Source organism: Enterococcus malodoratus (assembly GCF_027659535.1).
Taxonomy (GTDB): Bacteria; Bacillota; Bacilli; order Lactobacillales; family Enterococcaceae; genus Enterococcus_A; species Enterococcus_A malodoratus.
This window is the reverse complement of record NZ_JAQDPG010000012.1, coordinates 21,205-46,881: the sequence shown is the minus strand read 5'-3', so window position 1 is coordinate 46,881 and position 25,677 is coordinate 21,205. Positions and strand designations below refer to the sequence as shown.

The following is a 25,677-nucleotide window of genomic DNA, read 5'->3' as shown; positions in this document are numbered from 1 at the left end:
CGCACCTCCAGTTAATGATGTTGCTTCTTATTCTTTCTTGAATGCTTCCCAATCCTTCATAAAAGCTGCGATCCCTGCATCCGTCAATGGATGACTCCATAATTTAGGGAACAGTGATCCCGGAATCGTCGCGATATCCGAACCTGCGACCGCCACTTTTTCCACGTGTTCTAAGCCGCGGACACTGGCTGAAATAATCTCAGCCTTCAACCCATAAGTATCTAAAATTGTTCTCAATTTCTTGATCAACGTTAAGCTGTCTGTCCCAATATCATCTAGTCTGCCTAGGAATGGACTGATATAGGTTGCACCAGCTTTGGCAGCCATCAATCCTTGTGCCGCCGTAAAAATCAAAGTGACGTTGGTTTTGATCCCTAATTTTGTCAACTCGTTGACTGCTTCCAAGCCCGCTTCGGTCATTGGAATCTTCACTACAATGTTCTCTGCCCATTGCGCAATATTTTTCGCTTCTTTAATCATGCCTTCTGCATCTAAACTAATTACCTCTGCACTCACAGGACCATCTACAGTTGCACAGATCTCTTTGATCACTTCCTCAAAATCTCGCCCTTCTCTAGCAATAATCGTCGGGTTGGTCGTTACACCATCCACTAAACCTAATTTGTTGATTCGTTTGATTTCATCTACATTTGCTGTATCCAAGAAAAATTTCACTTGTTTTTCCTCCTCTTTCCTTTGCTCCATTTAATTTTGGATCTGTCAGCGCTCTCTATTCGTGTGCTGAACAATAGCACTGAAACCCTTCTGTATACATATCCAGAAGGTAATTGTTTATTTCTTTTGCGCTTATTTCACATCCCTTTTTCATTTTATAAATTCATTATAAAGTAGTTAGACTACTTAATCAATAAGTAATTGTATATATACTACAAAAAGAGAAAACACAAAGATTTTATCCTGTCTAAGAATCACGAATGAGCTAATGAAATCCATTAATTGCTTTACTACCGCTTTCAGGATATCAAAGAATACGCTAAATGAAATTGACCGGGTACATGCATATTCCCCAATATTTTTGCTATTTCCATTGGCAATGTAGTAATAAAAATGCTATTGTAGTGTTACTACACAACCTTAAAGGAGCGATGTCAATGAATGAGGACATTTCATGTATAGAATTGATTAAACGGCAATATTCAAAATTAAGTAAATCAGAAAAACTAGTAGCCGATTATGTCTTGCGAATGGGTCACGATATTACCCGCCTCTCATTAGCAGAGACAGCAAAAAATGCACAGGTCAGTGATCCTACAGTTGTTCGTTTTACAAAGGCGATTGGTTTGTCTGGGTACAGCGAATTAAAACTATTGATCATGAAGGATTGGGGAAAGGAAACTGTTGTCGAGCCAGACAGTTCCGTTTTACTCGATTTGCACATCTCACCAGAAGATACGATTGAAGATTTACCAGAGAAAATTACCAACATTACGATTAAAGGACTGCAGGATAGTCTAAAGATTTTTGATGGCGAAGCATTTAAAAAATCGATTGATCTATTGCTCAATGCCAACCGAATCGATGTTTTTGGCGTTGGTACCTCCAGCAGTATTGCTTTAGATTTCGTCAGTAAATTGATTCGGATTGGGTTGAACGCCCGATATTTTGCAGATAACCATTTAGAACAATTAAGCTGCGTTTCTTTAGGTGAGAAAGATGTTGCTGTCGCAATCTCCCATTCAGGCAGCACGATTGATGCGGTTGACACCCTGAAACTAGCAAAACAAAGCGGTGCTTCAACGATAGCTTTAACAAATTACAAAGCCTCGGCAATCTCAGAGTTCGCAGATGTGGAATTATTGACCGGTGATTTCGAAACAACCTTCTATTCTGAAACAATGGTCTCCAGAACCAGCTTATTGGCTTTCGTCGATATGCTGTACATGGGATTATTATTGAGTAATTACGAAGAATTCACTTCTCGTTTAGAAAAGGTGAATGAACTCGTGAAGGGGAAAAATTATTAAATCTATAAAATGCCAGAGAACCGCAAAAGGTTCCTCTGGTATTTTAGTTTCTTATGAACAAAATTTTTGATTTTTATTGCTGCTTACCTTACCCCACAGGAAAAACTACGGATTTTCCCTATAAAAAAGCGAACAGCCCTACTACAGCTGTCCGCTCTGATACTTTGAATGATTATTTAAGCTTTTTCAGGATCAAGCACTAACTCTTCCTCTCTATCCGCGTCTTCATCCTTCAATGCGAATAAATAAGTCAACGTAAAGGCGATACCCATACTGATCACACAGCCGATCAAAACATTCACGAGATTCATCGAATTTGCTGGATCAATAAATAATGGTAGTGCAGCAATTCCTGGGGTAGCAAAGGCAAAGCCTACCGTCCCTGTCCCGATCACATATGCCCCGCCGCAACCAGCGCCGATCAATGAGAAGTAAAAGGCCTTTTTATTTTTCAAGGTCACTCCATACATCGCTGGTTCAGTAACACCAAACAAGGCCGTAATACCTGTCGAAGCTGCTAAAACCTTCAAATCTTTGTTCTTCGTTTTTAACATCACCGCTAAAGTCGCTGCTCCCTGAGCCAAATTTGAAACTACTCCTACTGGCATAAAGAAGTAGTCGAAACCTGAAGACGCAATACTTTGCAGAACACTTGGATAAAACGCATAATGCATCCCCGTGATGACAATCGGCGCCAATGCAAAACCAAACACACCGCCAGCGATCATTCCATTCGTGCCAAACAGCCAAGCGATCCCAGCTTCTAAATAAACACTCGCATAAGAAGCTAGTGGCCCTAGAACAATCAATTGTAGAGGTGCCACAATCAATAGCGTCACCATTGGAACAACAATCATCGTCAGCATACCCGGAATTCGTTTATCAAAGAATTTATAAATATGACTAAGGACATACGTTCCTAGAATAATCGGAATCACTGAAGAGGTATAATTTACAATCAATACCGGCAGACCAAAGAAAGAAATGGAATTCATCGCGCCAGCCTCAAAGGAATTAACAATCGTTGGATACAGCATGCAGCCAGACAACCATAGAGCTAAAAAGGTGTTGACTTTGAATTTGTTAGCTGAAGAAACAGCAACTAAAAATGGCAAGAAGTAAAAGGGTGCATCAGCAATTAAATTCAGGACTTCTAACGTCTCTGAACCTTGAGAAACTAAATTTAATAATAGTAATATGGCAATAATTCCCTTTAGCATCCCAGCTCCGATGATTGCCGGAAGAATCGGAGTAAAACATCCTGAAATAGTATCAATCATCAAATTAAAGATATATTTCACGCTAAGCTTTTGTTTTGTCTTCGGCTTTTCGACAGCTTCACTGTTTGCTTTGTCCCCGTTTCCTAACAACTTTTCGACTTCGGTATAGTAGTTATCGACATCCCCGCCAATAATTACTTGGGTTTGATCACCTTGGATATTGATTCCGACAATGCCGTCAATCGCTTTTATTTTGTCTAATTGGGCAAGATCATCCTCATTCAAATTAAATCTAAGTCTTGTCACACACCGCCAAAAGCGTGCTATATTCTCCTCGCCACCCAAATACTCAATAATCAATGCTGCTTTTTCTGCATGATTCATTTTTCTCATCTCCTTTTTTGTTAAGTGCAGTTATTCTCACGTTCAAAGGAACTCGTTTACACGTCAAAATTTTCCATTTTTATTCTTCATTACTTGCTTGTATGATTCGATTGATATGAATCATTAAGTACAATTTTTCGTCTTCGTTTAAGATCCAATCACGTTCGTTTTGCAGTAAGATCTCAATCTTTCTTACTGTTCGGACGACATCTGGAAATTCTTGTTTAAATACTTTTGATAAACTTTTATTGTTCTCTGACACTGCTTGATGTCTTTGATCCTCTGGGGATGATTTTAACAGCAGCAGCAGATGCGTTTTTAATCGAAGAAAAGCACGTTCATTCTTGGAAAAATCTATCCTATAGTCGTTTTCGATGATTTTTATTGCAGTCGCTAATATTTTCGTATCTTTGACAGTATTTTGCATATCAAACGCCGTTGCCTCAGCATTAACTATATGAAGGGCAATACTAATCGCCTCACTGTAGGGCAGGTCGATTCTCAGCCCTTCTTTGACCAGTTCTAAACCGATCTCTCCAATTTTGACTTCTTGGTTGAGCGGGCATGATCCATGACGACTGGAAGATAAATACCCCTGCGATTTGCGGTCGCAGGGGCTGGTTTGATGGGTTGGTTTGATGGGTTCTCAGATATATAGTTGTGACCAACTTCTATTTTTCCTTACTTCAAGTAGAAAATAGGAGGTTTTCAAACATATATTAAAAGACTTAATCGCCGTTTTAAATCCCCTCTTCAATCAATGACAGGAAGCTTTTCATCTCAGGGGAGAGCCATTTATTTTTGTGATGGATGTGTACCGCTGTCAGACTCGCATCAGCCAAATCTAGTGGAATTTCCTTCAAACTGCCCTTGGCTAACTCTTCTTCTACCGTAAAACGCGGCAAAAATGCCACACCTAAATTACTCAACACACTGCGCTTTGTGGCTTCGATGCTGCCTAATACCATCAAACCATTCAAGGTGATGTCCATGTGACTCAAGTAGCTGTCCAGCTTTTTTTGGTAAACACTTTGTTTGTCGTCTGTCAGTAAACACAAATCAACCTTTTGATACGGCTGATTAAAATCGTATCGGCTTAACTCAATTTCGCGGTTCCCGATCAGAACTAGCGGAAATTCGCCTAATGGCTCAGACACGATACTTTTACCATAGCCTCCGACGTTGTAATGAATGCCCAGTTCAACATCGCCATTTTCCACTTTGTTTCGTATCTCGTAGCAATTCAAAGATTGCAGCGAAAGGGTAACCTCCGGAGCGATGCGGCGAAATTTTTCTAAAAATGGTTGGATACGGTAAGTCAGTATTGTTTCTGGTACGGCGATTTGCAGATTTCCGTTCAAACTACTCTTCTTTTTTTGGTAATTTTTCATGACCTCTTCTGAGTGAAGAATCGCTTCGATCGAAGGAAGCAAGTCTTTGCCTGCCTGCGACAATCCCATTCTTCGCCCGACCTTTTCGAACAATTGAACAGAAAGCTCCTCTTCTAGCTGATGGATTTGCGAGGTGACCGTTGACTGCGCAAAATTCAACCTCTCTGCAGCCTTTTTGAAATTTCCCTGCTCCAGAATTGTCTTGAAGGTAATCAAATATTTCGTATCCATTGAGTGCTCCTTCTAGCGATTCGATATTTCCGAATTTCTGATTCAAATGTTTCGTCTTTTTTGAATCGTTAACTTGCGTTAGTATAAATGACACAGAAATAGCTGTCAATATACTGGAGGAGACAAAATGAAAATCATCCCATATAAAAATAAATATAAGAATCAAGTAATCGCACTAATTCTCTATCTGCAAAATTTCGATAATAAAGTCGATTTATCTCTTGAAGAACAGCCGGATATGAATGACATAGAGAATTATTACTTGAAAAAAGGCGGCGGCTTTTGGTTAGCTGTGAATGACTCCGATGATGTCGTGGGAACCTTAGGACTAATGAAAAAAGAAAAACACTTTGGCGTTTTAAAGAAATTTTTTGTCAATCCAGCCTATCGCGGAAAAGACATCGGTCTATCCGCCAATCTTTACAGCCATTTAATCCGACATGCGGAGCAGAATAATATCGACTGCATCGTATTAGACACGCCGGCCAATTGCGTCCGAGCACATCATTTTTATCTAAAAAAGGGCTTCCAACAGATTGAACACGATCAATTGCCAATCGACTATGATTTTCCCGATAGAGATTCCTACTTTTTTATGAACTCGAATGTTATAAAACAATAGTGCCCTGATTGGATGACAAATACTCCTGCGGTCAAAAATAGACCGCAAGGGTCACTACATATTCTTGATTTTCCGAGGGCTTCTCTTCATTGTCAGAAGGTAAAGGAACCACGACCAAATTACCTTGTACGTTCGATTTTATAGTTAGCATAGAAACACCTCTTCTCTCCCCTGAAATGTTTTTCTTTTAATCACGAGTTCGCTAGATAATAAATTCATCTTCTGCCGCCTCTATAAAATGAGAAAACTTTTATATTCCAGACTGTTTAAGCTGATCCTGTATGTCGTTCCAAAAACATGTATGCACGTAAAAGTTGAAATATACTTAAAAATTGAGGGTTCGCAGCTGTTTAATGATAACGCCCTAATTTTTTGCGGCGAATTAAAAGAAGCTCGCGTTGTTCTGTTCAAACGAATTCGCTACACTTACTATTATTCAACGGAAGGGAGAAAAAAGATGAACCTAAACCCGAATGATATTAGATTGGTTGCCGTAGATATGGATGGAACTTTTATGCAGACGAATTATACGTATGATAGTCCAAGATTTGAAGCGGCTTTGTCACGAATGAAAAAAGCGGACTGCGAATTCGTTGTTGCTAGTGGGAATCAGTATTACCAATTGCGATCGCATTTCCCTGGTTATGACAATGAGCTAAGCTTTATCGCAGAAAATGGTGCCCTAGTGAAGGCAAAAGATCGTGTGATTTTTTCGGCAGATATCTCAAGAGAAGCCATTTTAGAGGTTCTTAGACTATGTAAAAAGTATCCTGAAATTAAAAATGTGATGTGCGGCTTAAAAAGCGCGTACTGCGAACGAGGAACGGTTAGCGCGGACTTTTTCGAACTGACCAATAAGTATTATCATAAGCTGCAATGGGTCGATGATTTTGCTCAAGTTGATGATACAATTTTAAAATTTGCTCCAACGGTTCCAGTGGAAAAAACCGACGACTATACGGAACTATTTAAAGAGCGGCTAAAGGGTTTGCTCGTTCCAACGGGAAGCGGGCATGGTTCTATTGATTTAATTGTTCCAAATTGTCATAAAGCATCCGGATTAGAAAGACTCGTTCAGCTTTGGGGAATCACACCAGAACAATGCGTCGCTTTTGGCGATGGCGGCAATGATCTTGAAATGTTGACTTATTGTGGAATAGGCTACGCTATGAGCAACGCACCTCAAAACGTGAAGGATGCGGCAGACGCTATTTGCCCTTCCAATGACGAAGATGGTGTGTTGGTGATGTTGGACCAATTATTTCCAATAGCCTAGAAGTTAAGGATTGCTAATGAATTCGTTTTATTTGCGGAAAAGGCCGATCGTTTATGGGAGAATTACTTACATATGGTTGGCAATTTATGACCATTAATCGTATGAAGAAGGTGGAGCAGGATGAACGATGTAAAAATTATTTTCTTTGATGTTGACGGTACCTTGATTGATATGACTAAAAAACAAATTTCAGAGAAGATGCTGGCAACTCTGAAAGCGTTAAAAGAACAGAACATTATTCTTTGCATTGCAACTGGGAGAAGTCCGATCGCTTTGCCCCAGTTTGATGACATCGCATTTGATGCTTTCTTGACCTTTAACGGGTCCTATTGTTTTAACCACACCGAGAGTATCCATAAAAATCCAATTCGTCAAAAAGATGTCGATCAAATTGTCGCAAATTCAACGTCATTGAATCGCCCGGTAGCCATCGCTACGAGTAATAAAACGATCACGAACGGAAAAGATGAGGATTTAGTTGAATACTTTTCTTTTGCCCATCAAGAGGTGATCGTATCTGAAGACTTTGATGCGACAATAATGAACGAAGATATCTTCCAAATAATGCTAGGTTCTCGCAAAGAGGAATATGCGAAAGTAATGCAGGACACCACGTCTTCCAAGATTACTGCTTGGTGGGATCGCGCGGTCGATATTATTCCCACAAGCAGCGGCAAAGGTACGGGAATCAAAAAAATGCTGGACTATTATGGGTTTGATAAGTCCCAAGCCCTTGCATTTGGAGATGGAAATAATGATATCGAAATGCTAGAAGCTGTTGGTTGGGGACTAGCTATGGCCAACGCATCTGATGAGTTAAAAGAAACAGCGGATGAAATTATCGGTCATGTGGCTGATGATGGTATCTATCATTATTGTATAGAAAAAGGCTTGATTGGTGCTATTTAGCAAATAGCTCGTACTAACAAAATGACTAAAAATCTATTTGGCAATACCAACTAACTGAATAGCAAATCCCCCTGCGTTCTATTTTCGAGCGCAGGGGGATTTTTGCTTGATATACTTTTAGAAAACTTAGAAGAACATTCCAAAATGATTGCTCTTCCCTATCTCAAGAGAAGGAAATTCGTTCCAAATAAATTTTTCGTTCTTCCTATGAAATTTCATTCACAGCGGCTTCTTCTTGTTCTAATTCACTCGCAACAACTTCTTCCTGAACCGCTTGATTGTCTAGGGCTTTGAAAAATGGAAAGTAAATTCCCATAGAAAGCAATGTAGCAGCAATCTCATAAATTCCAAATGACAGACTGCCTTGAACAATTCCGTGAACAAGCGGCGGCAATGAGCCAGCGCCTAAAATTCCCATGGGTGCAGTAATAATTTCGAACGATATCAATAGATAGCCTAGCGAAACAATTACTAATGGCGTTAACAAAAATGGAATTAGAAGCATTACATTCAGCATTAATGGCATCCCGAAAATTACTGGTTCATTCACCCCGAATAGTCCGCTCGGAAACACGATTTTTGAAAATGCGCGGTAGCGTTTACTCTTTGAAAAGAAAAACATATTTGCAACCAAACCAATCGTTGCTCCACTTCCACCTAAACAGGCCAAATCATAAAGACCAAAATTGATCGCATGTGGAATCATCTCACCAGCGGAAACGGCCTCGGTGTTTACTGCAAGATAGCCTAAGAAAATCGGCATCAAAATCGGCAGTACGGTCATTGAGCCATGAATACCAAAGAACCATAATAAATTGGAGATCAAAATCAATACTAAAAATGCTGGTAATGTTGCTGTCAAAGATTGCAAAGGCTGTTGAAGCAAAGTATAGATGAAATCAGTCGCCGTTTTAAAACTGGTCAAGCTGAACAAAAGCTTGATCACCCCAAATAGTAAGACGATCGCAATCGCTGGAACGAGAGAAGTAAACGACTTCGTGACCATTTCTGGAACTCCTTGCGGCATGCGGATCGTAAAATTCTTCTTAACAAAAAACCGCATGACCTGAATAGTCAATAATGAGACGAAAATCGCAACAAAGACTCCTTTTGCACCTAAGTAGCTCGTGTTCAGATACGCCAACCGCTCTTCTGGGACATCCGTAAGCGGACTAAGCATCAAAAAGCTGACAAGAGAAATCAATCCAGTTCCTAAAGCGTGCTCCTTTATCTTGAAAATATCCGAACCGCAATAAGCGATACTAAAAGCCATATACATTCCTAATAAATCAATCGTAAAATCAGGCACATAATTCAGCAGTGTCCCTAGCTGCGTACTAGTCAAAAAGTTCTGATACGGCTCCCAGCTAAAGCTGGCGATAACCGTGAAGATTGAGCCCACCATAATGACACCGAGCAGTGCCATAGACCCTGTACTAACACTCTTTAAGTAACGATTTTCTGAGATTTTGTTTGCTACAGGGATAAATCGTTTTTCCATGAAATCGATAAAAGTATTCATCATTCTCGCTCCTTATTTATTCGACTGAATTCTGTCTTTATACCAGAAATAGCTTTCCTTAGGGATTCGACGGCATTCTTTTACATCGTCATCGGTTCGATCAACATAAATCAATCCGTACCGCTTTTTAAACCCTTGATGCGAACTAACCAAGTCAAGCAGCGACCATGGGCAATACCCCATGACAGGATACCCTTCCTCCACTAGGCGCTCACATTGATTGATGTGCTGCTCTAAATACTCAATTCGATAATGATCTGAGACCTTCTCTCCTTCCAGTATATCCGAAAAGGCCAATCCATTTTCAGTCACGATCATCGGCAGCTGGTACCGTTCATAGATATCACGCATTCCAATGTATAAACCTTCTGGATCAATCCCAAACTCCATCCACTCTGTCTTCTTCAAATAGGGATTATTCCCGAGTGTAAATAATTCATTTCGGTAAAATGGCGGCAGCTGACTATTGTCTTCACCTTCAGCCAATGTTCGGACACAGGTGCTGCAATAGTAATTAATCCCAATGAAATCGGGGCGATTATTCGTCAATACTTCAGCGTCCTCTGCCTTCGTTTCAGGATACCATCCTTTGGTCTTTAAATAATTGCTGTAGCCGATTGGGTAGCGTCCAAAGACGGACATATCCAAGAAGCAATTCTGTAAAAAGTCTTGAGCATTTCTCGCCGCTAAAATATCGTTTGGCGAGGGTGTTTCTGGATAGATTACTTGCATGGAACAAATTGGACCAATCTTTCCATCCTTAACGATTTCGCGAAAAATCGCGAAGGTCTTTTTCTCAGCAAGTGACATGTGATAGCTCATTTGATACATGTTCTTCATTTTTTCGTCCTGATTCGCTTCATGATTTCCATTTAAATCCGTTGCCGCACTGGCAATCAGCTGCTCATTAATGGTGCCCCACGCTTTCACCCGATCACCGAAATAACGAAAACAGATCTCCGCATACTTCACGAATAACTCGACACATTTTCTTGATTGCCATCCGCCAAAGTTCTCGACATATTTCTGAGGCATTTCAAAATGATAAAGCGTCGGGAATGGGGTGATCCCATTCTCTAAACAAAGATCAATCAACCGATTATAAAAATCGATTCCTGCTGGATTTTCTTCATATCCCTCTCCCATGATACGCGTCCAATTAAACGAGAAGCGATAAAGGCTGATTCCTAACTCCTTCATCAAGAGAATATCCTCATCTAAATGATGATACTGATCCGAGGCCACCTTTGAATCTGCCACGCCTGCCGGTACCTTCCGTACATCTGTCGTAGCCAAGCCTTTGCCTCCTTCACCGTACCCTCCTTCCACTTGAAATGCCGAGGTCGAGGCTCCCCAGTAAAATGTTTTTTTCTCCATACGTGCATCGCTCCTTCTTATACTCAAACAATAGCACGTAAGCGATTCCATTCGCGACGACAAAACAAAGCCGCCAGTTTCAAAACTAGCGGCTTTGTTTCAAAATATGAAACTCACGGTAAATAAATCGTTCGCATGTAGTAAAAAATCAACAGCTCCATCACATAAAGAACAGATAAGCGTCCTTCAGTGTTTTCATTCCGCTCTCCGCAAATGATCACCTCATCAGCACTTCTTTCAATCATCGGAGAATTTTTAAAGGTGAAAACAATGATACGCGCGTTTTTCTTTTTCAATGCGGCGACAACCTTTTCATTAAAATAGAAAAAGCCGCCTTCCATCGAAAAGATCAACGCCAAACTGTTTGGTTGGATTTTCTCGATCGTTTCTAGCTGATCAGCCACAGTAAACCCTGTATGAATCCGTTTATCCATCATCGCCAATCGACTCTGAAAATGCTGACTCATAAAAGCCGCAAATTCTAAGCCGAAAACAACGACATCAGGGGTTTCCGCTATCATTTGAACAACTTCCTGCAGCTTACTTTCGGAAAGATGCTGCTGACAATACGCCAAATTACTATAAAGATTCTCGGTGAACTCCTCCATAAAGTCACTCGATGGCTCGTTCGCTTTCATTGTATATTTCTTGTCGTAATCATGAACGATTCCAATCTCAGCTTCGCATGCTGCTTTAAATTCTGTATACGTCGCAAACCCCAGTAAACGTATAAAACGTGAAATTGCTGCAGTGGAGACAAAACATTTTTCACTAAGCTCGTAAATGGTCAGTTGAGGAATCGTATTAAACGAATCTAAAATAATCTGCGCGATAAAGTAATTGTTATCCTGCTTTTTCTGATTATTGATATATCGAAGTAAGATACTTCTCACAGAATTACCCAGCTCCATCTTCCTCACTCCATTCCTATTTTTCTTTAAAGTATATAATGAAACAGAAATCCGTTCAATGTTAGGAAGATGATCACTTGGTGGATGACGGACGGAAACAAAGAGACCTGCACCCATTTTACAGCTGCAGGTTTTGAGCTAGAAATCAGAGGATCTTCCATGCTTTTTTCTGTTATTTCTTTGTAAGCTCAATTTATGAAAAGCTACGTTCTACTAAAATAATCGAATGATTCGTTTTCTTTTATTTAATAGAGTAAAATTTAATGTATCAATAAAAATGGAGGGATATCAATGCGGGAAATTGAAAAACTTGAAGCTGGTCTGGAGTATTATTTTTTAGATGAGGAAGTCGCATCTAGAAAAGCGAACGCCGCCCTATTATGCCAAGAGTTCAACGCTATTTCAGCTACAGAACCAGAAAAACAGGAACAAAAAATACGAGAGATTATTGGCTCTGCTGGTAAAAACATTTCCGTTCAGCAGGGGTTCAATTGCGACAACGGAAAAAATATTCATGTCGGAAATGACTTTCTATCAAACTACAATTTGACCATCTTAGATATCGCACCTGTGACTTTTGGTGATAATGTCATGATCGGTCCTAATGTTGATATTTACACGGTCAACCATCCCCTGACGAAAGAAGGCCGTAGAGAATATTTAGCACAAGCATCTCCTGTTAGCATCGGGAATGATGTCTGGATTGGAGGAAAAGTCACGGTCATGCCTGGAGTAACCATTGGAAACAACGTAGTGATCGCTTCCGGTGCAGTCGTAACAAAAGATATCCCTGACAACACCTTGGTTGGCGGTGTGCCAGCCAAGAAAATTAAGGATCTCGTTGATTAATCATAAAAGACTAAAACTTCATTCACTTAACTAGAAGAAGACTTATGCCGAAAAAACAGAAGCTTTACGGCATAAGTCTTTTTTTACTTTTGAGACATTACTAACATATTGCACATAAGCCGTATCTGTATATCGCTGGCGTCGTATGCTTTTATCAAGCGTTTCAAAACTACAGCAACAAATCCAACCAATGATTTTACCGTCACCTTCCAATTTTCGAAGAATCGTGTTGGAGGATAAGATGACTTCTGGGATCACTGCCACTGTATTCTCACTTTCCAACATATCCATTAAAACATCCAAAGTATCCACTTTGATAAGCGTTGCATCCGTGAACCTTACCTGCTCCAGATAGTGAAGTGTTGCTTGTCTGTGGGGGCATTCTGAATCTCGATTGATCAGTATTTCATTCTTTTCAAATGGGCTTATATTGTTTTTAGTTTTCAGCCAAAAGATGTGCTCTTCTTTCACCTTTTTAACTCGAATTGAAGGATCACTGTAAAAAAATACGAATCCCTGAGATTTTTTTCGCAGGGGTTCGTATTCTTTTAAACTTATATAATTCTCATCAAAACATCCAGTCTAGGAGCAGAATATTCCGCTATTTCTCTTGATAAACAACATACCTTGAATCATCCCCGAACATGCTCTCATCCCTTGTGAAATCGACGGGATAGGGATAGTTTTCGGCTCGAGAGATTTGCTCTACTTCTCTCCCAATCATTGGAATGATATCTTCTTGTTCAGTGTGCTGGACATTCACTAAGTAGCTGAATTCTTCCCCATTCTGCATCAAAGCCAAGGAGATTTTTTTGATCGTTGGGTGATCCTGACCGTACTGAACGAGAAAATCAATTAGTTTTTCCGGCCTGGTTGCTGGCAGGCCTATCTTTACCGTTGTTTCTTTCGGGATTACGTATTGTTTGGTAAAGAAGCTGCGCTCAAATTGAACACTGTCCGACTGAAGATTTAACCAGACGAGAGAGATTTCTGGATTGGCTTCGATGATCTTCTTCAAGTCTTCGAAACTCATGACGGCGAAATGATCGCCTTTTTTAAATGCCGGTCTGCGAGCTTGTACATCCGTATAGATTGGCAGGACCAGCTCTCCTTCAGGTGATCTCAATACTTGCAGATTGCCATCGCTTTCCAATTCTGCGATCAATTCATCTGCTGATCTTAACCAGCGAGAGACTTTCTTGAAGCCTTGTTCATCTCTTGGAAAATTGAAAAAGTTCGGAATTTTTTCGTTCTCTTTTTTCTCTTTGGGATTGCGCCGAAATAAACTCATCTCACTTACCTCCTAAAAATTCTTAGCCTACACTTCATAGGAACCATAAACTAGGATTAATATGCCTGTATGTTCTGGATAATGCTCATTGAAAAATGGCACTAGGACTTGCTCCACGGTCCGCTGCTCTGCCTGTCGGTAGGCTCCCTCTTGTTCAAGTAACCCTTGAAGCGACAGAGTAAACGCGCCTTCGATCATTTGACCATGCATCTCTAAAATGTAGCTGGCCCAAGCCGACCCTTCATGCCAAGAGACCCAGTAATAATCATTTTGATGAAAATCGGATAGATTCAACCGGTACCTGCCCCAACCAAATCCCCATAATTTTTTTGACTCCTCAACGATCTTTTTCAGTTCTGCTGCAGAATCAATTTGCTTCACTGTTTTTTCTATCTTCATCAAGATACTCCTGCTTTATGTCTGTTTTTCCAATTTAAAATGCTTGGCTAAAAAATTAAAATCCTTCGAATATTTGTCTTTGATATCTTTCAAGCTTGTCTGGTCGCTGATTTCTTTTTCATCATTCGAATCAATAATAATCGTGATTCCAGTGCCGTCAGAGAAAATATAATACTGCTTGATCGTAGTAAAAATACTGCCCTTATCATCACTATAATTAATTATATACCCTTGTTTGATTCCATCAATGTCTTTTTGCGGATAGGCTTTGCTAAAATCTGTCTTACTGTTGTCGACATAGTCTGATTCACTTTTTATCAGGTTTCCTGAGATAGAAAGCTCCCCATCCACTTCACCTACCTCATTCTTATTAAAGGTAATGCTTGCCACATTCTTATCATACACGAACTCATCTTTCGTCGGCAGAACAGAGAGTTCCTTAGAATTGAGTTGAATCTCAGAATCACCTAAAATCGCCAGCTGATACCCACGATTAAACTTAAACACATGATTGTCCAAAGTCGCGACCAACGGTTTGCTTAGATTGATCGCCCCATTTTGCCGCACATCCGCTACTTTTAGCGGGAGGACATCCTGACTTTTATCGTTACTGCCCTGCATCCAGCCATAAAAATAGAAACGTCCAAAATAAAGAATGATCGCGAATAGAAATACAATAATCACCCAACTGGTCTTGATTCTTCGATCGCCCGGCTGACGATTGATGATTCTGCCTAAAAATGTGTTTCCATTAAATAGTTTTCGTCTAGCTGGTTTGCTAAACAACTGATTGTATTCATCATCAAAGTTTTTCTTTTTAGCCACGGTTTTTCTCCAATATCTTTTTGGTTAATTCGATTTCTTCAGAATCTTCGCGAATGATCGCTTCATAATCGCTTGTTATGCTTGAAGAGATTACTGTCATGGTCGTTAGGATATTTTCTAACGATTTTTCGATTTCAGGCGTTGGCAGATCCACTTCGGTAATCGCATCGACTTTTTCTGAGGCATCCGCAGCACTCGGGATCGCATGATACAAAAAATCACTGAATTTCGTTAATTCATCTGGATGAGCCATCAGCTCTTGGAAAATTTCTTTAGAAGACTTCAATCCGCCATGTTCTTTTTCAATCGCCCGTAAGCGTTTATTCTTCTTCGTTGCTGCTTCATAACGAAGAATTTGCTGCCTAAGCTCCTCCATCGCTTCATGAAAAATCTCCAGATCCGCATTCGACAATTGTTTTTCTTCCTGATAATTTTTGATCCGCTGTCTATACAACGTATTCTGTCTTAGATTAAACAGAACCATTTGAATAAGGCGAATCAGAAACAAGACGAAAAAAACAATGAGGACAATCGGTCCTAATAGGATGATGATGGTTATTGCATTCATTGTGTATTCCCACTTCCAACATTATTTGGCCAATCTTAGTTGCTCGGACCAGGTTCTTTCTAGTACTTCCGACACTTGATAGGAACGATATTCTGGCATAATGCCGCTTAAAATCATCGCTTTCTTGCTGCCCTTATGTTCTTTAAATAAACTCAAGGCCCTTTTGGTCACCGAAGAATAATACATAAAAAAGATCCGTTTATTCTCCTCTTCACTGGTTAAATCCACTGTTAATTTTGCGGAATCTAAAAAGTGGGTATAGAAAACATTCTCCTTTGTTTTCCAGACAAGCCACTCTTTTCCGCTATATCTTAAAACCCAAACCACATTGTTGCCTGTGGTTTTCGGAAAATAATTTGACGCTATCAAGTCATCAAAAAGCTGTTCCAAATTAATTTTAGCTGGTGTATCGATGGTTATTTCATGACTAAAAACATCCTGACTCATGACCACACTTTCCCGATTAATCGTCACCCGCAAAATAACTCCCCCAAAGCTCGCTCTTCCATACCTTTTACTGAGCCTCCAGATTGTAGAGGTTCTAAAAAAGGATGAAGTTGTCATAATAATACTTGTTCTCGTGAGAATACTAAAGTCCACTATTCTGCATATATTTACTGCTTTCAGGAATTTATTTTGTTAGCGGAAAATTTTGCTTTACACTGTTCTTTTTGCCAGCAAATTTGACTCTTCTAAAGAAAAAGCACCTGCCATTTTTATTCGCAGATGCCCTTGTTTCTTCTATTTTAGTACAACGTTCAAAATGTCCTTCATCATTCTCCATGTAATCTTGTATGATCACACCAAATGGCACAGTTAGTTTAGGAATGAATTCTGACCGTTTAGGATATTTTTTCATCCAAAAGAAATTTCTGTGATACGTTCTAGTTAGTCTATTCCTTGGATCACTTTTATTGGAGGAAATTATGAATAACGATAGGAATAATAGTCCTTACTGGAAACATCCTGCTTATAGGTTCTTCACATTTTTGACATTGTCGCTTTGGAGGTATATTCTTTTAATCACTCTTGTCCTATTACCGCCCAATACCGGAATCGGTCACATTCTTCTCAAAATTATGACCGTAAGTGTGTTATGGATCGCGGAGGCTTCTTGGAAAACCTATAAAAATAAAAAAGTGTCAGCCTAATGACAGTGGCTATCCTATGTAAAAGGAGCGACTTTTACAACTATGCGAAACAACACCAAAATAAATTCCCTAAATATTCTATTCTGCCTTGTTCTTATCCTAATTATTCATGTTCCTCATAAAGTCTATTTGATGGCTTCGATCCTGATATTCGTTACAGCATTCTTCCAGTTAAAAAAATAAATCAATCACTAAACGGCCAGCCACTAACGAAGACGATAGTAGCTGGCCGTTTTCTATTTTATCTTGCTGCTTAAATGTTCTCCATTGGTACTTTTTCCTTAGTTTCAATCGTTTCAGAACTTTCCGTTTTCGCTACAATGATTTTCGTTACTACAAACGAAACGGTTACCGCCACAAGAACCACTATAGCGGCCAAGATCATATTCCCCATCTTACCATCAGGTTCAACAAAGAATAATGCGGTTAATAATCCTGGACAAAAGCCCATTACATAACTCTTAAGACCAAATAACCCTGCTACTAATCCTGCTGACACGGCGCCTGCAGCTGTACCAATCAAAACTTTTGGTCTAGAAATTAAGGCGCCATAGAATGCTGGTTCAGTAACTCCACAAAGAGCCGTAAAAGCGAAAGAGTACGTCATACCCTTCTTGCCTTTGTCTTTCATGCTGGTTGCTACAGCAAGTGCAGTTCCGCCAATGCACAAATTAGAAATAAAGCCCATCACGACATATACCGGATCATATCCTAATGATTCTACAGCCGCGAATCCAATAGGAGATAAAGCTTTATCAAAACCAAGCATAACCATATAAGGATAAAGTGCTGAAAGAAATGGCAAAGCAATTCCACCAACAGTATCCATTAGAAACATCACTGCATTTCCCGCATAAACACTTAAATTTGTTCCTAGTGGTCCAAGAATAATCAATACGATAGGAACGACCAAAACCATAGTCAACAGCGGTTTTAAAAAGTACTTGATCGCTTCAGGAATAACTTTTTCAAGTAATCTATCTATATAATACATTACAAAAACGCCCATAATGACTGGCAGGATGCTTCCGTTATAATCAATGTTGGGAATAGATATTCCAATGAAATCTAGTTTTGTTGCTCCACTAATATTTTGACTGACTAATAAACACCCCAAAAATGCACCCATCACTGGTTCGATTTTCAATCGTTTGGCGGTCGTATAACCTAAATAAACGGGTAAGAAAGAAAAACCGGCACTAAAAATGGCAGTCATTAACAGGGCAGTTCCGCTCTCCATAGGTACATTAAAATAATTCACTAACAAATTTTTAATGGCTAAAATTAATCCGCCAACAATCAAGGCTGGAACAACCGGCATAAAAATTGCTGCACTAAAATTACCAAATTTATTTACATAGTATAAAAAGTTCTTCTTTTCGTCCGTTTCCTCAATGGGCTTTTCTTCGGAATGTTTATCGCTGTCCTTAGCATCAAATTGCGAAACTTCCATAAAATCCTTGTAGGCCTCATGTACACTTGGGCCAATAATTACTTGTAATTGGCCGGTTTTACTCACAATTCCTACAACATTTTCAATCTTTTTGATTTCTTCTTCGTGGACTTCCTGCTTGCTTTTGTAGTGAATTCTTAATCTCGTAGCACAATGTTCCACGTGAGTGATATTACTCACCCCACCCATGTTATTTAGAATTTGTTCTGACATTTTTTTAAATTTCATGTCAATACCCTCCTTTAAATGATTATCATATTAAGAGGTTTGGCCAGCAGTCTCTGTCACCATCCAATATAGAGGTACTATTAATACATACCAGCATTTTTCAGCACTCAACTCCTTTCATTTATTGGAATGATCGAATGTATACGCATACATTTATTAGGTTGATAGTCGTATAATATGGATCAATAGATAGAATTCTTCCTCATGATTAGCTAAATATCCATATTTTTGTTTTAGCAATAAGCTGATCTCTTTAACACATTGATATTGTTCACTGTAGGCTTCTTTCATAGTATTCAACATATCCCGATTGGAATGAGCCTCACTTCTAACATAATTGCTATTTACGATTTGTTGTACAAAGAAGCGGCAATGAGTAAGAAAGCGATCATAAGCTCGATTATCTTCTTGCTCTATTGAAAAATGCCGATCCACGATTTCCTGGATCAATGTAATTATCTCGATAATCGTATAATTTTGCATCATATTAAAGTCTGATTCAGCATTAACAATATGCAACGTAATGAAATTCGCTTCCTCCCGACTGATCGTCATATTTAGATAATGATTAATCAATTCAATAGCTGTTAGAGCAATATTGTATTCTTCTTTATAAAGCGACTTAACATTTAACAGCAAAAGCGAATCAAAATCGACACCCTTTTTTATCCGTTCAATCATCATCACTATATGGTCTGTCAAGGTTACATAAATGGAATCGCTAATCTTCTTCGTACTTTTTTCTTTGATATGAGCAATGACTCTCTCACTTAATAAAATGTAATCCAAAGGAATCGAGGTGACGAGTTCTTCAAAACGATGATTGATTTCTTTGGTTAGTTCAAATTTCTTTTCTGCCAGCTTTGGATTGATCTGATCCTCCTTTTGCATGTTGAATGCTAACCCCTTGCCGACTAAAATTACTTCATTATTGTTCTGATCTTCTACCATTATCGCATTATTATTATAGATTTTTTTTATTATCATAAGCTTCTCCATTATGGATGTACTTCAGCGACAACTGATCCTCGAACAACCATACCTCTTCTTAAGAGATGATGCATTTGTTTATTCAGGCTAATTACAAGTACAGTCTCATCGAACCCTCGATCATGAACTACTTCCCAATCGACTTTGGAAATTACGGTTTGGCGATCTACCCTATCCCCTGGCCGAACCTGTGAATCAAACGCTTCTCCGGCCAACTCAACCGTATCAATACCAATATGTATTAAAATTTCTGAGCCATCTTCCGCCTGAATACCAATTGCATGCCCAGTATCATAAACCATACTAACGGTACCAGAAACTGGACTGTACAGAGAAGTCTCTTTTGTGATAATACCGAATCCATCTCCTAACATTTTCTCAGAAAAGACCTCATCTTGAACGTCCCTTAATTCAATTAACTCCCCTGTCGCAATGCTAACTAATTCCGTCATTTGTTTTTCTCCTTTGACTGTTGGTCCGCTGAAAATTAGCGCGGACCAACAGCCTATCCATCTATTTTGTTTCAGTTAGAACAGCTTCATTTGCTTCCGCGAAATAATTGATAATATAATCACGGTACCAGAAATAACTCTTTTTAGGAGTACGAGTAAAATCATTTTCAAAATCAACGCGAACAAGACCATACCGTTTTCTATATCCATTAATCCAACTGTAAATATCCATGGTAGACCAATGATAATACCCCTTAACATTGACCCCTTCGTCCATGGCCTTTCGCATATAGAATAAGAATTGTTCAAAAATTTCAATTCGTTCATCATCCACAACATAACCCGTTTCGTCTGGTTCTTCATAGCATCCATGACCATTTTCAGTAATCATGATCATTGGGTTTTCATATCTATTTTTAATTTCTTTCAAGGCAGTATACATAACACGTGGATTTACTTCACGTCCCCATTTATTTCGGCGAACAGTCTCATCAAATGAAGACTCAAAAATGTTCTCCACTCGAATTCCTTCTTTATTATTGCTGCCAGAACCCTTATTATTATGAAACACTTCCGTTTTTCCTTCTTGCCAATCGGTTACATATTGACGGTTATAAAGATTTAATCCTAAATAATCTCCCTTACCTAAACGAAAAAGCTCTGTTTCATTTTCAGCACGCAATAGCGTAAATCCAAAAATTCCGATCATTTTTTCCAACTCAGGTGGAAGTTCACCTAAAAGTGCTGGACATAGAATTAAACGATTATAAAAGAAATCTGCAATTTCAAAAATATTTTCTGATTCTTTTGTCGCCGGATCTATTTCGACGCTGCCATTATCATGGACAATTCCGATAACTCCGTCAATCTTCATCTCTTTGAATGTGTGGATAGCTTTTGCACTTGCCAGCATTAAGTTATATTGCGATTGAAAATATGATTGGAAATCTAACTTGCGATTCGGCGGATAGTTTCCCACTATGTTTGTGCAGTAAGCGTAATAGCGTGGCTCATTGATTGTTGCCCATAATTTCACGCGATCACCAAAGTTTTCAAAGCAAATCTTGGCATATTCATTGAAATAATCCGTGATCTTACTATTCAACCAGCCGCCTTCTTTAGCTAGTTCTAAAGGTAAATCATAGTGGAACAGCGTAACATTGGGTTCAATATCCTTTTCTAAGCAGTAATCAATCACTCTATTATAAAAATCGATTCCAGCTTGTGATATTTCTCCATAACCCTTAGGCAAAATTCGACTCCAAGCGATAGAAAATCGATACGTATTTTGCTTTCCCTCTGCCATCATATCTATGTCTTTCTTGTAATGATGATAAAAATCACTTGCGCTATCCCCATCTTCTTGATTGATATTCAGAGGGCTATGATGATTGAAGTAATCCCATTCGCTGATCCCTTTATCCTCCTCATCCCAAGCACCTTCACATTGATATGCCGCAGTTGCTGAACCCCAAAGAAATTGTTTTTTACTAAAAATATCCTCATATTTTCTCATATTAATCGTCTCCTCCCAATTAATCGTGCTTTCATCTCTAACTATCTTTATTATATAAGCAAACAAAAAATGGCGTGGTTCACATTTTGAACCACTCCATCTTACGTTTATCTTCTCTTATATTTTGAAATATAGCTTGAGGAAATCAAATCAAATATGTATGCTATTCCGTATTTTCCATAAATTCCTAAATAGTCATTCGAAAAACTATGTTTGCTGATATAAAATATTTTGTTATAAATTGTTTGAAACTCTTCGCTTCTAGAGGCCGTAATCAGTATCTTTCTTCCCTTTATTTCAGACACCCATTCATTAGCGATTTCTGCGAACTTACCTGATGCAGATACTGTGATGATTAGGGATTCCGCTGTAAGTGACTTTATATTTTCATTATTGGTATAGGCATTCGAAACAATTTTAATTTCTTTATTTCCATAAATCAATTCTTGTTGAAAGCGGATAAGATCACCGCTAGTATTATTCGCACATAGCAGTACAACGTCTTTGTGTTCATGTATAAGATCACTAAGTTCATCCACTATTGCGATAGTAAAAACACGATCAATATCTTGGATCATAGTAAAGATAAGCTTGTTCAATTGCGTTCGATGATTCAATAAATCATCCTGTGAACGATATTGTAGATTGCTGGGAAAGATCAGTTTGGTAACAGAATCCTTCAGATCACTAAAATTACTGTATCCTAAACGATTGCAAAATCTTCTAATCGCAGACCTGCTGGTGAATGTTTCATCGATGATTTCATTCACAGACATTTCGGAAATTCGATCCAAATTCTCCACCAAATAGACAGTGATCGCATAGTCGCTATCCATAATCCCTTCATTTAGAATAGAACTTAATGAATTCAATAGTCCTAAATTATTTATATTCATCTCAACACCCCTTCCACTACAATTATATCAATAGAAAAATTTTAGGAATAGTCCGAAAAATATTCATCTCTAAATTATTAAATTGAATAGCCTCGATACTATAAAATTTACGTTATCACAAGTGAATAACCAGCTAAACGATTCGTTGTTTAGCTGGTTATCTGTTGAAAGCTCACATTATAATTTTTTTGAATTTTTCTTTTATATATCATCTATGGGAAACATAGGACGCATGATCAACTTAAAGGGCAACGAGGCCGTATCTTGCAAAGTCGCTCCTTTGGTTAAAGACATCACACACAATTTTCCATGTTCTTTTAGCTCTGGGAAGGCATAGCCAATCTTGACCACTACAATATCGTAGCTATTCCAATCAACACTTGCTGCTTGGAATTGAGGGTGCTCTACAAATGGATGGTTCGTATCTGTGATCAGAATATCAATGGCTCGATCGACTACAGAAACTGTTATTACGCCACCAAAGTCACCATCTTCACCGAAAATTTTGGTTTCTCTTTGTCTTCCTTTTGCTTTGACCTTCACTCTTAATTCTACCTCAGAAGACAGTTCATCCAGTTTCATGCCAAGCAAAATATCTGTTTCGTCATCTACTTTTAACTTATCAAGTTTGCTATAGGTTTTCTTATCGTGAATAGCAGCAAAAAGAAATTTCTTTCCTTTCGCCTCCGATAATTCCAAAATCTGATTTAATAGAAACGTATTTGCTCCCATCGCTCCTGACGTGACATTATCACCCGAATCCGTAATGAACACTGGTTTATCGTTGTACTCAATTGCCATTTTCAACGCTTCTTCTGGAGATTTGGTCAGCCCCGTATAATGGAACGTATGGCGTCTTTCCCAAATATAATTTTCTAGATTATCCGCCACTGTTTCTGCATAATCATAATGTTCATTGTCGTTTGGTATGACAACAATTCCGCATCCAGCATCTGGAGTATCATGTCTAATATATCCAACATGCCAAGACGCGCTCATAATCCTGGAATCCATTTCAATTTCAGCTAAATACTTATTGATGCTAACAACCGGTTCATCGCTTGAAACACTCTGTTCACCGCCTAATATTAGCGGTAATTTTCGATAAATAGGCGTCACCGTTTTTCGACATTTCAAAATAGAAATGAGATTTTGAAAAACAAATTCTATCGTTTGATTGATATCAGTATGCGGTGATTCTCGATAACTGCGAATAATTGTCGCGTTCTCAACGTAATCCTTGTTCAAGTTCCCGTGAGGATCACAAGTAATTGCGATGGGTAAATAAGGTCCGACTATCTTCCGTATTTCTCTCAGAATATGGTGATCACCAGAGCCTATTTCTTCTACTTTACTCGCGCCATGCAAATGTAGATAAATACCATCAATTTCCTTAAGGTTTTCTTTCATAGTAGAAAGTAATTTCTCTTCAATATATTCAAATGCTGTTCTCTTCATAACTCCATTAGAAGCCCCGTCAGCGTAGATTCCCGGAATTAGTTCTATCTTCTCCGCTAATCCATCATTCTTAATCTGCATCCTTTCAATACAATCATCTCCATAACAGATATCCATATTTTCTAAGTCCGTCTTCATCGGAATGTTTTCGTTTGCTTCTAACACAAACTTTGATACGAATATTTTCAAAGTAATCTTCCCCTTACTCTTTTTGATAGCGTTAACTATCCTAACTATACAATGTCTGTAAAAAGTAAATGATCCATTATTTGAACCATTGATAACCTTAAAGAACAAAGTCATTTTGTGTTATTTCTAGTAATAGGAAATATCAGGTTATAGATAATGATTAGAACCTTCTCCAATAAAAAAATAAACATTAAGTTCGAAAGTACTCATTTGCCTTCCCATATGTAAAAGTATTATCAATTAGTGGTTTTACTTCGTTATTCGCTAAATCACTCGCCATTTTTATTGCTTCATTATAAATATATCTCACGGGTGTTGAGCCTACACTCAGTCGGCATACACCTATTTCTTCTAATTTATCGAAATCATTACATTCACCATTCAGAATAATATTGATCGGTGCTGGGATATTTGCTTTAAGTTTAGCGATTACTTGCTCATCCATCGCTCCCGGGATAAAGATACAATCCGCTCCTGCTTTCGCGTAAGCATTCCCACGAGCACTTGCAACAGTCATCTTTTCATCATCATCTCCCACATTCAACCAGTAAGCACATGTGCGGGCGTTGATAACAAAATCGATCCCTAATTCCTGTTTCAATTCTACAAGAGCCTGAATTTTTTCAACCTGTAAATCAACAGGAAGTAAATCGCCATTCGGCAAGCCATCTTCTATATTGCATCCAATCGCTCCCGCCAGAATCAGTCTTTTGGCATTCTCTTTGACCTCTTGAACAGATTCTCCATAGCCTCGTTCAAAATCAACAGAGAGCGGAATCGAGATCCGCGCAGTAATTCGCTTTACAACCTCCAGTAAATCTTCAAAGGAAATATCTTCGCCATCTGGATAGCCCAAGTCATAGGCAATCCCTGCGCTGGAGGTTGCAACTGCTTTAAATCCTTGTTTTTCAAAAACATAAGCACTGCCAACATTCCAAACATTTGGTAAGACAAACATTTTTTCTGATTGATGCATCGCAGAAAACCTTTTGGCTCTTTCCTTTTGTTCATTCGAAATCATTACTTCGCCTTCTTTCAATTGGTTAGAGTGCCGTTCCTTTGATTGGAACTTTAAACTGCGCGGTGTCTACTCCTTCTAGTTCCAATAGTTTTATTTTCTTATTTATCCCGCCGGAAAAACCTGTCAGGCTGCCATTGGTCCCGACGACTCGATGGCAAGGAATAATAACAGAAATCGGATTGTGCCCGACAGCGCCGCCAACCGCTTGGCAAGACATCGAGTCTTTTTCTAAAATTTCCGCTGTTTTTTGAGCAATTTGTTTATAGGTTATCGTCTCACCATAGGGGATTTGTCTTAAAACGGACCAAACGGTTTGACGAAATTCATTGCCAATTGGATGTAGCGGCAGTTCCGAAATCTCAGGATTATTTCCTGAAAAGTATTCATCCAGCCATTTTTTGGTTTTATCAAACAAGACTAAGTGATTATTTTCAATGCTGTTCTCTGGCAACGTATCTCCGAAATATTTTTGATCCTTCATCCATAAGCCGATCAGTTTGTCATCAGTACCTGCCAACGTGATCTGACCAATTGGTGAAGAATAATTACTGTGATAGTACATT

At 38.8% G+C, this 25,677-nt stretch carries 26 protein-coding genes and 1 pseudogene; 5 read left to right on the top strand and 22 right to left on the bottom strand.

Going from position 1 to position 25,677, the window contains the following annotated elements:
* Nucleotides 1-27: 27 nt before the first annotated feature.
* Entirely contained in the window at nt 28-675 is a 648-nt protein-coding gene (gene fsa, locus PGP85_RS17410) for a fructose-6-phosphate aldolase (protein WP_270328638.1), read from the bottom strand.
* Between the two features lie 437 nt (nt 676-1,112).
* Between fsa and PGP85_RS17405 the strand changes: the two genes are divergently transcribed.
* Nucleotides 1,113-1,985, top strand: a complete 873-nt coding sequence (locus PGP85_RS17405; protein WP_270328637.1) for a MurR/RpiR family transcriptional regulator — start codon at nt 1,113-1,115, stop codon at nt 1,983-1,985.
* Nucleotides 1,986-2,161: 176 nt separating this feature from the next.
* On the opposite strand, the gene PGP85_RS17400 is transcribed toward PGP85_RS17405, so the two are convergent.
* The 3 genes from PGP85_RS17400 to PGP85_RS17390 form a co-directional block, all read right to left on the bottom strand.
* Nucleotides 2,162-3,589 carry a PTS transporter subunit EIIC gene (locus PGP85_RS17400; protein ID WP_270328636.1) on the bottom strand — a complete coding sequence of 476 codons (1,428 nt, stop codon included), beginning with the start codon at nt 3,587-3,589 and terminating at the stop codon, nt 2,162-2,164.
* Between the two features lie 79 nt (nt 3,590-3,668).
* Nucleotides 3,669-4,016: a PRD domain-containing protein gene (locus PGP85_RS17395; RefSeq protein ID WP_270328635.1), complete on the bottom strand. Its 348-nt coding sequence runs from the start codon at nt 4,014-4,016 to the stop codon at nt 3,669-3,671.
* Nucleotides 4,017-4,329: 313 nt separating this feature from the next.
* Nucleotides 4,330-5,211 carry a LysR family transcriptional regulator gene (locus PGP85_RS17390; protein ID WP_270328634.1) on the bottom strand — a complete coding sequence of 294 codons (882 nt, stop codon included), beginning with the start codon at nt 5,209-5,211 and terminating at the stop codon, nt 4,330-4,332.
* Between the two features lie 127 nt (nt 5,212-5,338).
* Between PGP85_RS17390 and PGP85_RS17385 the strand changes: the two genes are divergently transcribed.
* Nucleotides 5,339-5,833 (top strand): GNAT family N-acetyltransferase, encoded by a 495-nt coding sequence (locus PGP85_RS17385; RefSeq protein ID WP_270328633.1) that lies wholly within the window; start codon nt 5,339-5,341, stop codon nt 5,831-5,833.
* Nucleotides 5,834-5,885: 52 nt separating this feature from the next.
* Here PGP85_RS17385 and PGP85_RS17380 read toward each other — a convergent pair.
* Nucleotides 5,886-5,984: pseudogene (locus PGP85_RS17380) on the bottom strand (type II toxin-antitoxin system PemI/MazE family antitoxin); the annotation flags it as partial.
* Nucleotides 5,985-6,290: 306 nt separating this feature from the next.
* Between PGP85_RS17380 and PGP85_RS17375 the strand changes: the two are divergent.
* Entirely contained in the window at nt 6,291-7,109 is an 819-nt protein-coding gene (locus PGP85_RS17375; protein WP_270328632.1) for a Cof-type HAD-IIB family hydrolase, read from the top strand.
* Nucleotides 7,110-7,229: 120 nt separating this feature from the next.
* Nucleotides 7,230-8,018 carry an HAD family hydrolase gene (locus tag PGP85_RS17370; protein ID WP_270328631.1) on the top strand — a complete coding sequence of 263 codons (789 nt, stop codon included), beginning with the start codon at nt 7,230-7,232 and terminating at the stop codon, nt 8,016-8,018.
* A gap of 205 nt (nt 8,019-8,223) precedes the next feature.
* Here PGP85_RS17370 and PGP85_RS17365 read toward each other — a convergent pair whose 3' ends face one another.
* The 3 genes from PGP85_RS17365 to PGP85_RS17355 form a co-directional block, all read right to left on the bottom strand.
* Nucleotides 8,224-9,540 (bottom strand): PTS sugar transporter subunit IIC, encoded by a 1,317-nt coding sequence (locus PGP85_RS17365; protein ID WP_270328630.1) that lies wholly within the window; start codon nt 9,538-9,540, stop codon nt 8,224-8,226.
* Between the two features lie 12 nt (nt 9,541-9,552).
* On the bottom strand, nt 9,553-10,917 hold the full coding sequence (locus PGP85_RS17360; protein ID WP_270328629.1) for a glycoside hydrolase family 1 protein: 1,365 nt from the start codon (nt 10,915-10,917) through the stop codon (nt 9,553-9,555).
* 113 nt (nt 10,918-11,030) lie between these two features.
* Nucleotides 11,031-11,828, bottom strand: a complete 798-nt coding sequence (locus PGP85_RS17355; RefSeq protein WP_270328628.1) for a MurR/RpiR family transcriptional regulator — start codon at nt 11,826-11,828, stop codon at nt 11,031-11,033.
* Nucleotides 11,829-12,119: 291 nt separating this feature from the next.
* Here PGP85_RS17355 and PGP85_RS17350 point away from each other — a divergent pair, with 291 nt between their 5' ends.
* Complete coding sequence (locus PGP85_RS17350) at nt 12,120-12,677, top strand: sugar O-acetyltransferase (RefSeq protein WP_270328627.1); 558 nt, start codon at nt 12,120-12,122, stop codon at nt 12,675-12,677.
* A 42-nt stretch (nt 12,678-12,719) separates the two neighbouring features.
* Here the strand turns inward: PGP85_RS17350 and PGP85_RS17345 are convergent, their stop codons facing one another.
* The 14 genes from PGP85_RS17345 to PGP85_RS17280 all read right to left on the bottom strand — a co-directional run bounded on the left by PGP85_RS17345 (nt 12,720) and on the right by PGP85_RS17280 (nt 25,676).
* Complete coding sequence (locus PGP85_RS17345) at nt 12,720-13,148, bottom strand: type 2 periplasmic-binding domain-containing protein (protein WP_270328626.1); 429 nt, start codon at nt 13,146-13,148, stop codon at nt 12,720-12,722.
* A 130-nt stretch (nt 13,149-13,278) separates the two neighbouring features.
* Complete coding sequence (locus PGP85_RS17340) at nt 13,279-13,968, bottom strand: enhanced serine sensitivity protein SseB C-terminal domain-containing protein (RefSeq protein WP_270328624.1); 690 nt, start codon at nt 13,966-13,968, stop codon at nt 13,279-13,281.
* Nucleotides 13,969-13,995: 27 nt separating this feature from the next.
* Entirely contained in the window at nt 13,996-14,367 is a 372-nt protein-coding gene (locus PGP85_RS17335; RefSeq protein WP_270328623.1) for a hypothetical protein, read from the bottom strand.
* A gap of 15 nt (nt 14,368-14,382) precedes the next feature.
* Nucleotides 14,383-15,192 (bottom strand): hypothetical protein, encoded by an 810-nt coding sequence (locus PGP85_RS17330; protein WP_270328622.1) that lies wholly within the window; start codon nt 15,190-15,192, stop codon nt 14,383-14,385.
* A complete protein-coding gene (locus PGP85_RS17325; protein WP_270328621.1) occupies nt 15,185-15,760 on the bottom strand; it encodes a 5-bromo-4-chloroindolyl phosphate hydrolysis family protein in 576 nt (191 codons plus the stop codon). The genes PGP85_RS17330 and PGP85_RS17325 overlap by 8 nt, the downstream gene beginning before the upstream one ends.
* 21 nt (nt 15,761-15,781) lie before the next feature.
* A complete protein-coding gene (locus PGP85_RS17320) occupies nt 15,782-16,240 on the bottom strand; it encodes a hypothetical protein (RefSeq protein WP_270328620.1) in 459 nt (152 codons plus the stop codon).
* A 924-nt stretch (nt 16,241-17,164) separates the two neighbouring features.
* A complete protein-coding gene (locus tag PGP85_RS17315) occupies nt 17,165-18,592 on the bottom strand; it encodes a PTS transporter subunit EIIC (protein ID WP_270328619.1) in 1,428 nt (475 codons plus the stop codon).
* A gap of 156 nt (nt 18,593-18,748) precedes the next feature.
* Nucleotides 18,749-19,579, bottom strand: a complete 831-nt coding sequence (locus tag PGP85_RS17310; RefSeq protein WP_270328617.1) for a PRD domain-containing protein — start codon at nt 19,577-19,579, stop codon at nt 18,749-18,751.
* 11 nt (nt 19,580-19,590) lie between these two features.
* Nucleotides 19,591-20,034, bottom strand: coding sequence for a PTS sugar transporter subunit IIA (locus PGP85_RS17305; RefSeq protein ID WP_270328616.1), 444 nt, complete (start codon nt 20,032-20,034; stop codon nt 19,591-19,593).
* 61 nt (nt 20,035-20,095) lie between these two features.
* Nucleotides 20,096-21,550, bottom strand: coding sequence for a glycoside hydrolase family 1 protein (locus PGP85_RS17300; RefSeq protein ID WP_010742477.1), 1,455 nt, complete (start codon nt 21,548-21,550; stop codon nt 20,096-20,098).
* Nucleotides 21,551-21,657: 107 nt separating this feature from the next.
* Complete coding sequence (locus PGP85_RS17295) at nt 21,658-22,446, bottom strand: MurR/RpiR family transcriptional regulator (RefSeq protein ID WP_010742478.1); 789 nt, start codon at nt 22,444-22,446, stop codon at nt 21,658-21,660.
* A 201-nt stretch (nt 22,447-22,647) separates the two neighbouring features.
* Nucleotides 22,648-24,093 carry a M81 family metallopeptidase gene (locus tag PGP85_RS17290; RefSeq protein ID WP_010742479.1) on the bottom strand — a complete coding sequence of 482 codons (1,446 nt, stop codon included), beginning with the start codon at nt 24,091-24,093 and terminating at the stop codon, nt 22,648-22,650.
* A 190-nt stretch (nt 24,094-24,283) separates the two neighbouring features.
* Nucleotides 24,284-25,114, bottom strand: a complete 831-nt coding sequence (locus PGP85_RS17285) for an isocitrate lyase/PEP mutase family protein (protein ID WP_270328615.1) — start codon at nt 25,112-25,114, stop codon at nt 24,284-24,286.
* 22 nt (nt 25,115-25,136) lie between these two features.
* Nucleotides 25,137-25,676 carry a methylated-DNA--[protein]-cysteine S-methyltransferase gene (locus tag PGP85_RS17280; RefSeq protein WP_270328614.1) on the bottom strand — a complete coding sequence of 180 codons (540 nt, stop codon included), beginning with the start codon at nt 25,674-25,676 and terminating at the stop codon, nt 25,137-25,139.
* Nucleotide 25,677: the final 1 nt, after the last annotated feature.

Bases quoted from the DNA above. Each gene is read 5' to 3' on its own strand.
- PGP85_RS17370 (WP_270328631.1), top strand. From the start codon at position 7,230: ATGAACGATGTAAAAATTATTTTCTTTGATGTTGACGGTACCTTGATT.
- PGP85_RS17315 (WP_270328619.1), bottom strand. From the start codon at position 18,592: ATGAAATTTAAAAAAATGTCAGAACAAATTCTAAATAACATGGGTGGG.
- PGP85_RS17325 (WP_270328621.1), bottom strand. From the start codon at position 15,760: ATGAATGCAATAACCATCATCATCCTATTAGGACCGATTGTCCTCATT.
- PGP85_RS17385 (WP_270328633.1), top strand. From the start codon at position 5,339: ATGAAAATCATCCCATATAAAAATAAATATAAGAATCAAGTAATCGCA.
- PGP85_RS17400 (WP_270328636.1), bottom strand. From the start codon at position 3,589: ATGAATCATGCAGAAAAAGCAGCATTGATTATTGAGTATTTGGGTGGC.
- PGP85_RS17395 (WP_270328635.1), bottom strand. From the start codon at position 4,016: ATGCAAAATACTGTCAAAGATACGAAAATATTAGCGACTGCAATAAAA.
- PGP85_RS17285 (WP_270328615.1), bottom strand. From the start codon at position 25,114: ATGATTTCGAATGAACAAAAGGAAAGAGCCAAAAGGTTTTCTGCGATG.
- PGP85_RS17355 (WP_270328628.1), bottom strand. From the start codon at position 11,828: ATGGAGCTGGGTAATTCTGTGAGAAGTATCTTACTTCGATATATCAAT.
- PGP85_RS17405 (WP_270328637.1), top strand. From the start codon at position 1,113: ATGAATGAGGACATTTCATGTATAGAATTGATTAAACGGCAATATTCA.
- PGP85_RS17340 (WP_270328624.1), bottom strand. From the start codon at position 13,968: ATGAGTTTATTTCGGCGCAATCCCAAAGAGAAAAAAGAGAACGAAAAA.
- PGP85_RS17375 (WP_270328632.1), top strand. From the start codon at position 6,291: ATGAACCTAAACCCGAATGATATTAGATTGGTTGCCGTAGATATGGAT.
- PGP85_RS17305 (WP_270328616.1), bottom strand. From the start codon at position 20,034: ATGACGGAATTAGTTAGCATTGCGACAGGGGAGTTAATTGAATTAAGG.
- PGP85_RS17390 (WP_270328634.1), bottom strand. From the start codon at position 5,211: ATGGATACGAAATATTTGATTACCTTCAAGACAATTCTGGAGCAGGGA.
- PGP85_RS17300 (WP_010742477.1), bottom strand. From the start codon at position 21,550: ATGAGAAAATATGAGGATATTTTTAGTAAAAAACAATTTCTTTGGGGT.
- PGP85_RS17360 (WP_270328629.1), bottom strand. From the start codon at position 10,917: ATGGAGAAAAAAACATTTTACTGGGGAGCCTCGACCTCGGCATTTCAA.
- PGP85_RS17295 (WP_010742478.1), bottom strand. From the start codon at position 22,446: ATGAATATAAATAATTTAGGACTATTGAATTCATTAAGTTCTATTCTA.
- PGP85_RS17280 (WP_270328614.1), bottom strand. From the start codon at position 25,676: ATGTACTATCACAGTAATTATTCTTCACCAATTGGTCAGATCACGTTG.
- PGP85_RS17350 (WP_270328627.1), top strand. From the start codon at position 12,120: ATGCGGGAAATTGAAAAACTTGAAGCTGGTCTGGAGTATTATTTTTTA.
- PGP85_RS17310 (WP_270328617.1), bottom strand. From the start codon at position 19,579: ATGATAATAAAAAAAATCTATAATAATAATGCGATAATGGTAGAAGAT.
- PGP85_RS17335 (WP_270328623.1), bottom strand. From the start codon at position 14,367: ATGAAGATAGAAAAAACAGTGAAGCAAATTGATTCTGCAGCAGAACTG.
- PGP85_RS17365 (WP_270328630.1), bottom strand. From the start codon at position 9,540: ATGAATACTTTTATCGATTTCATGGAAAAACGATTTATCCCTGTAGCA.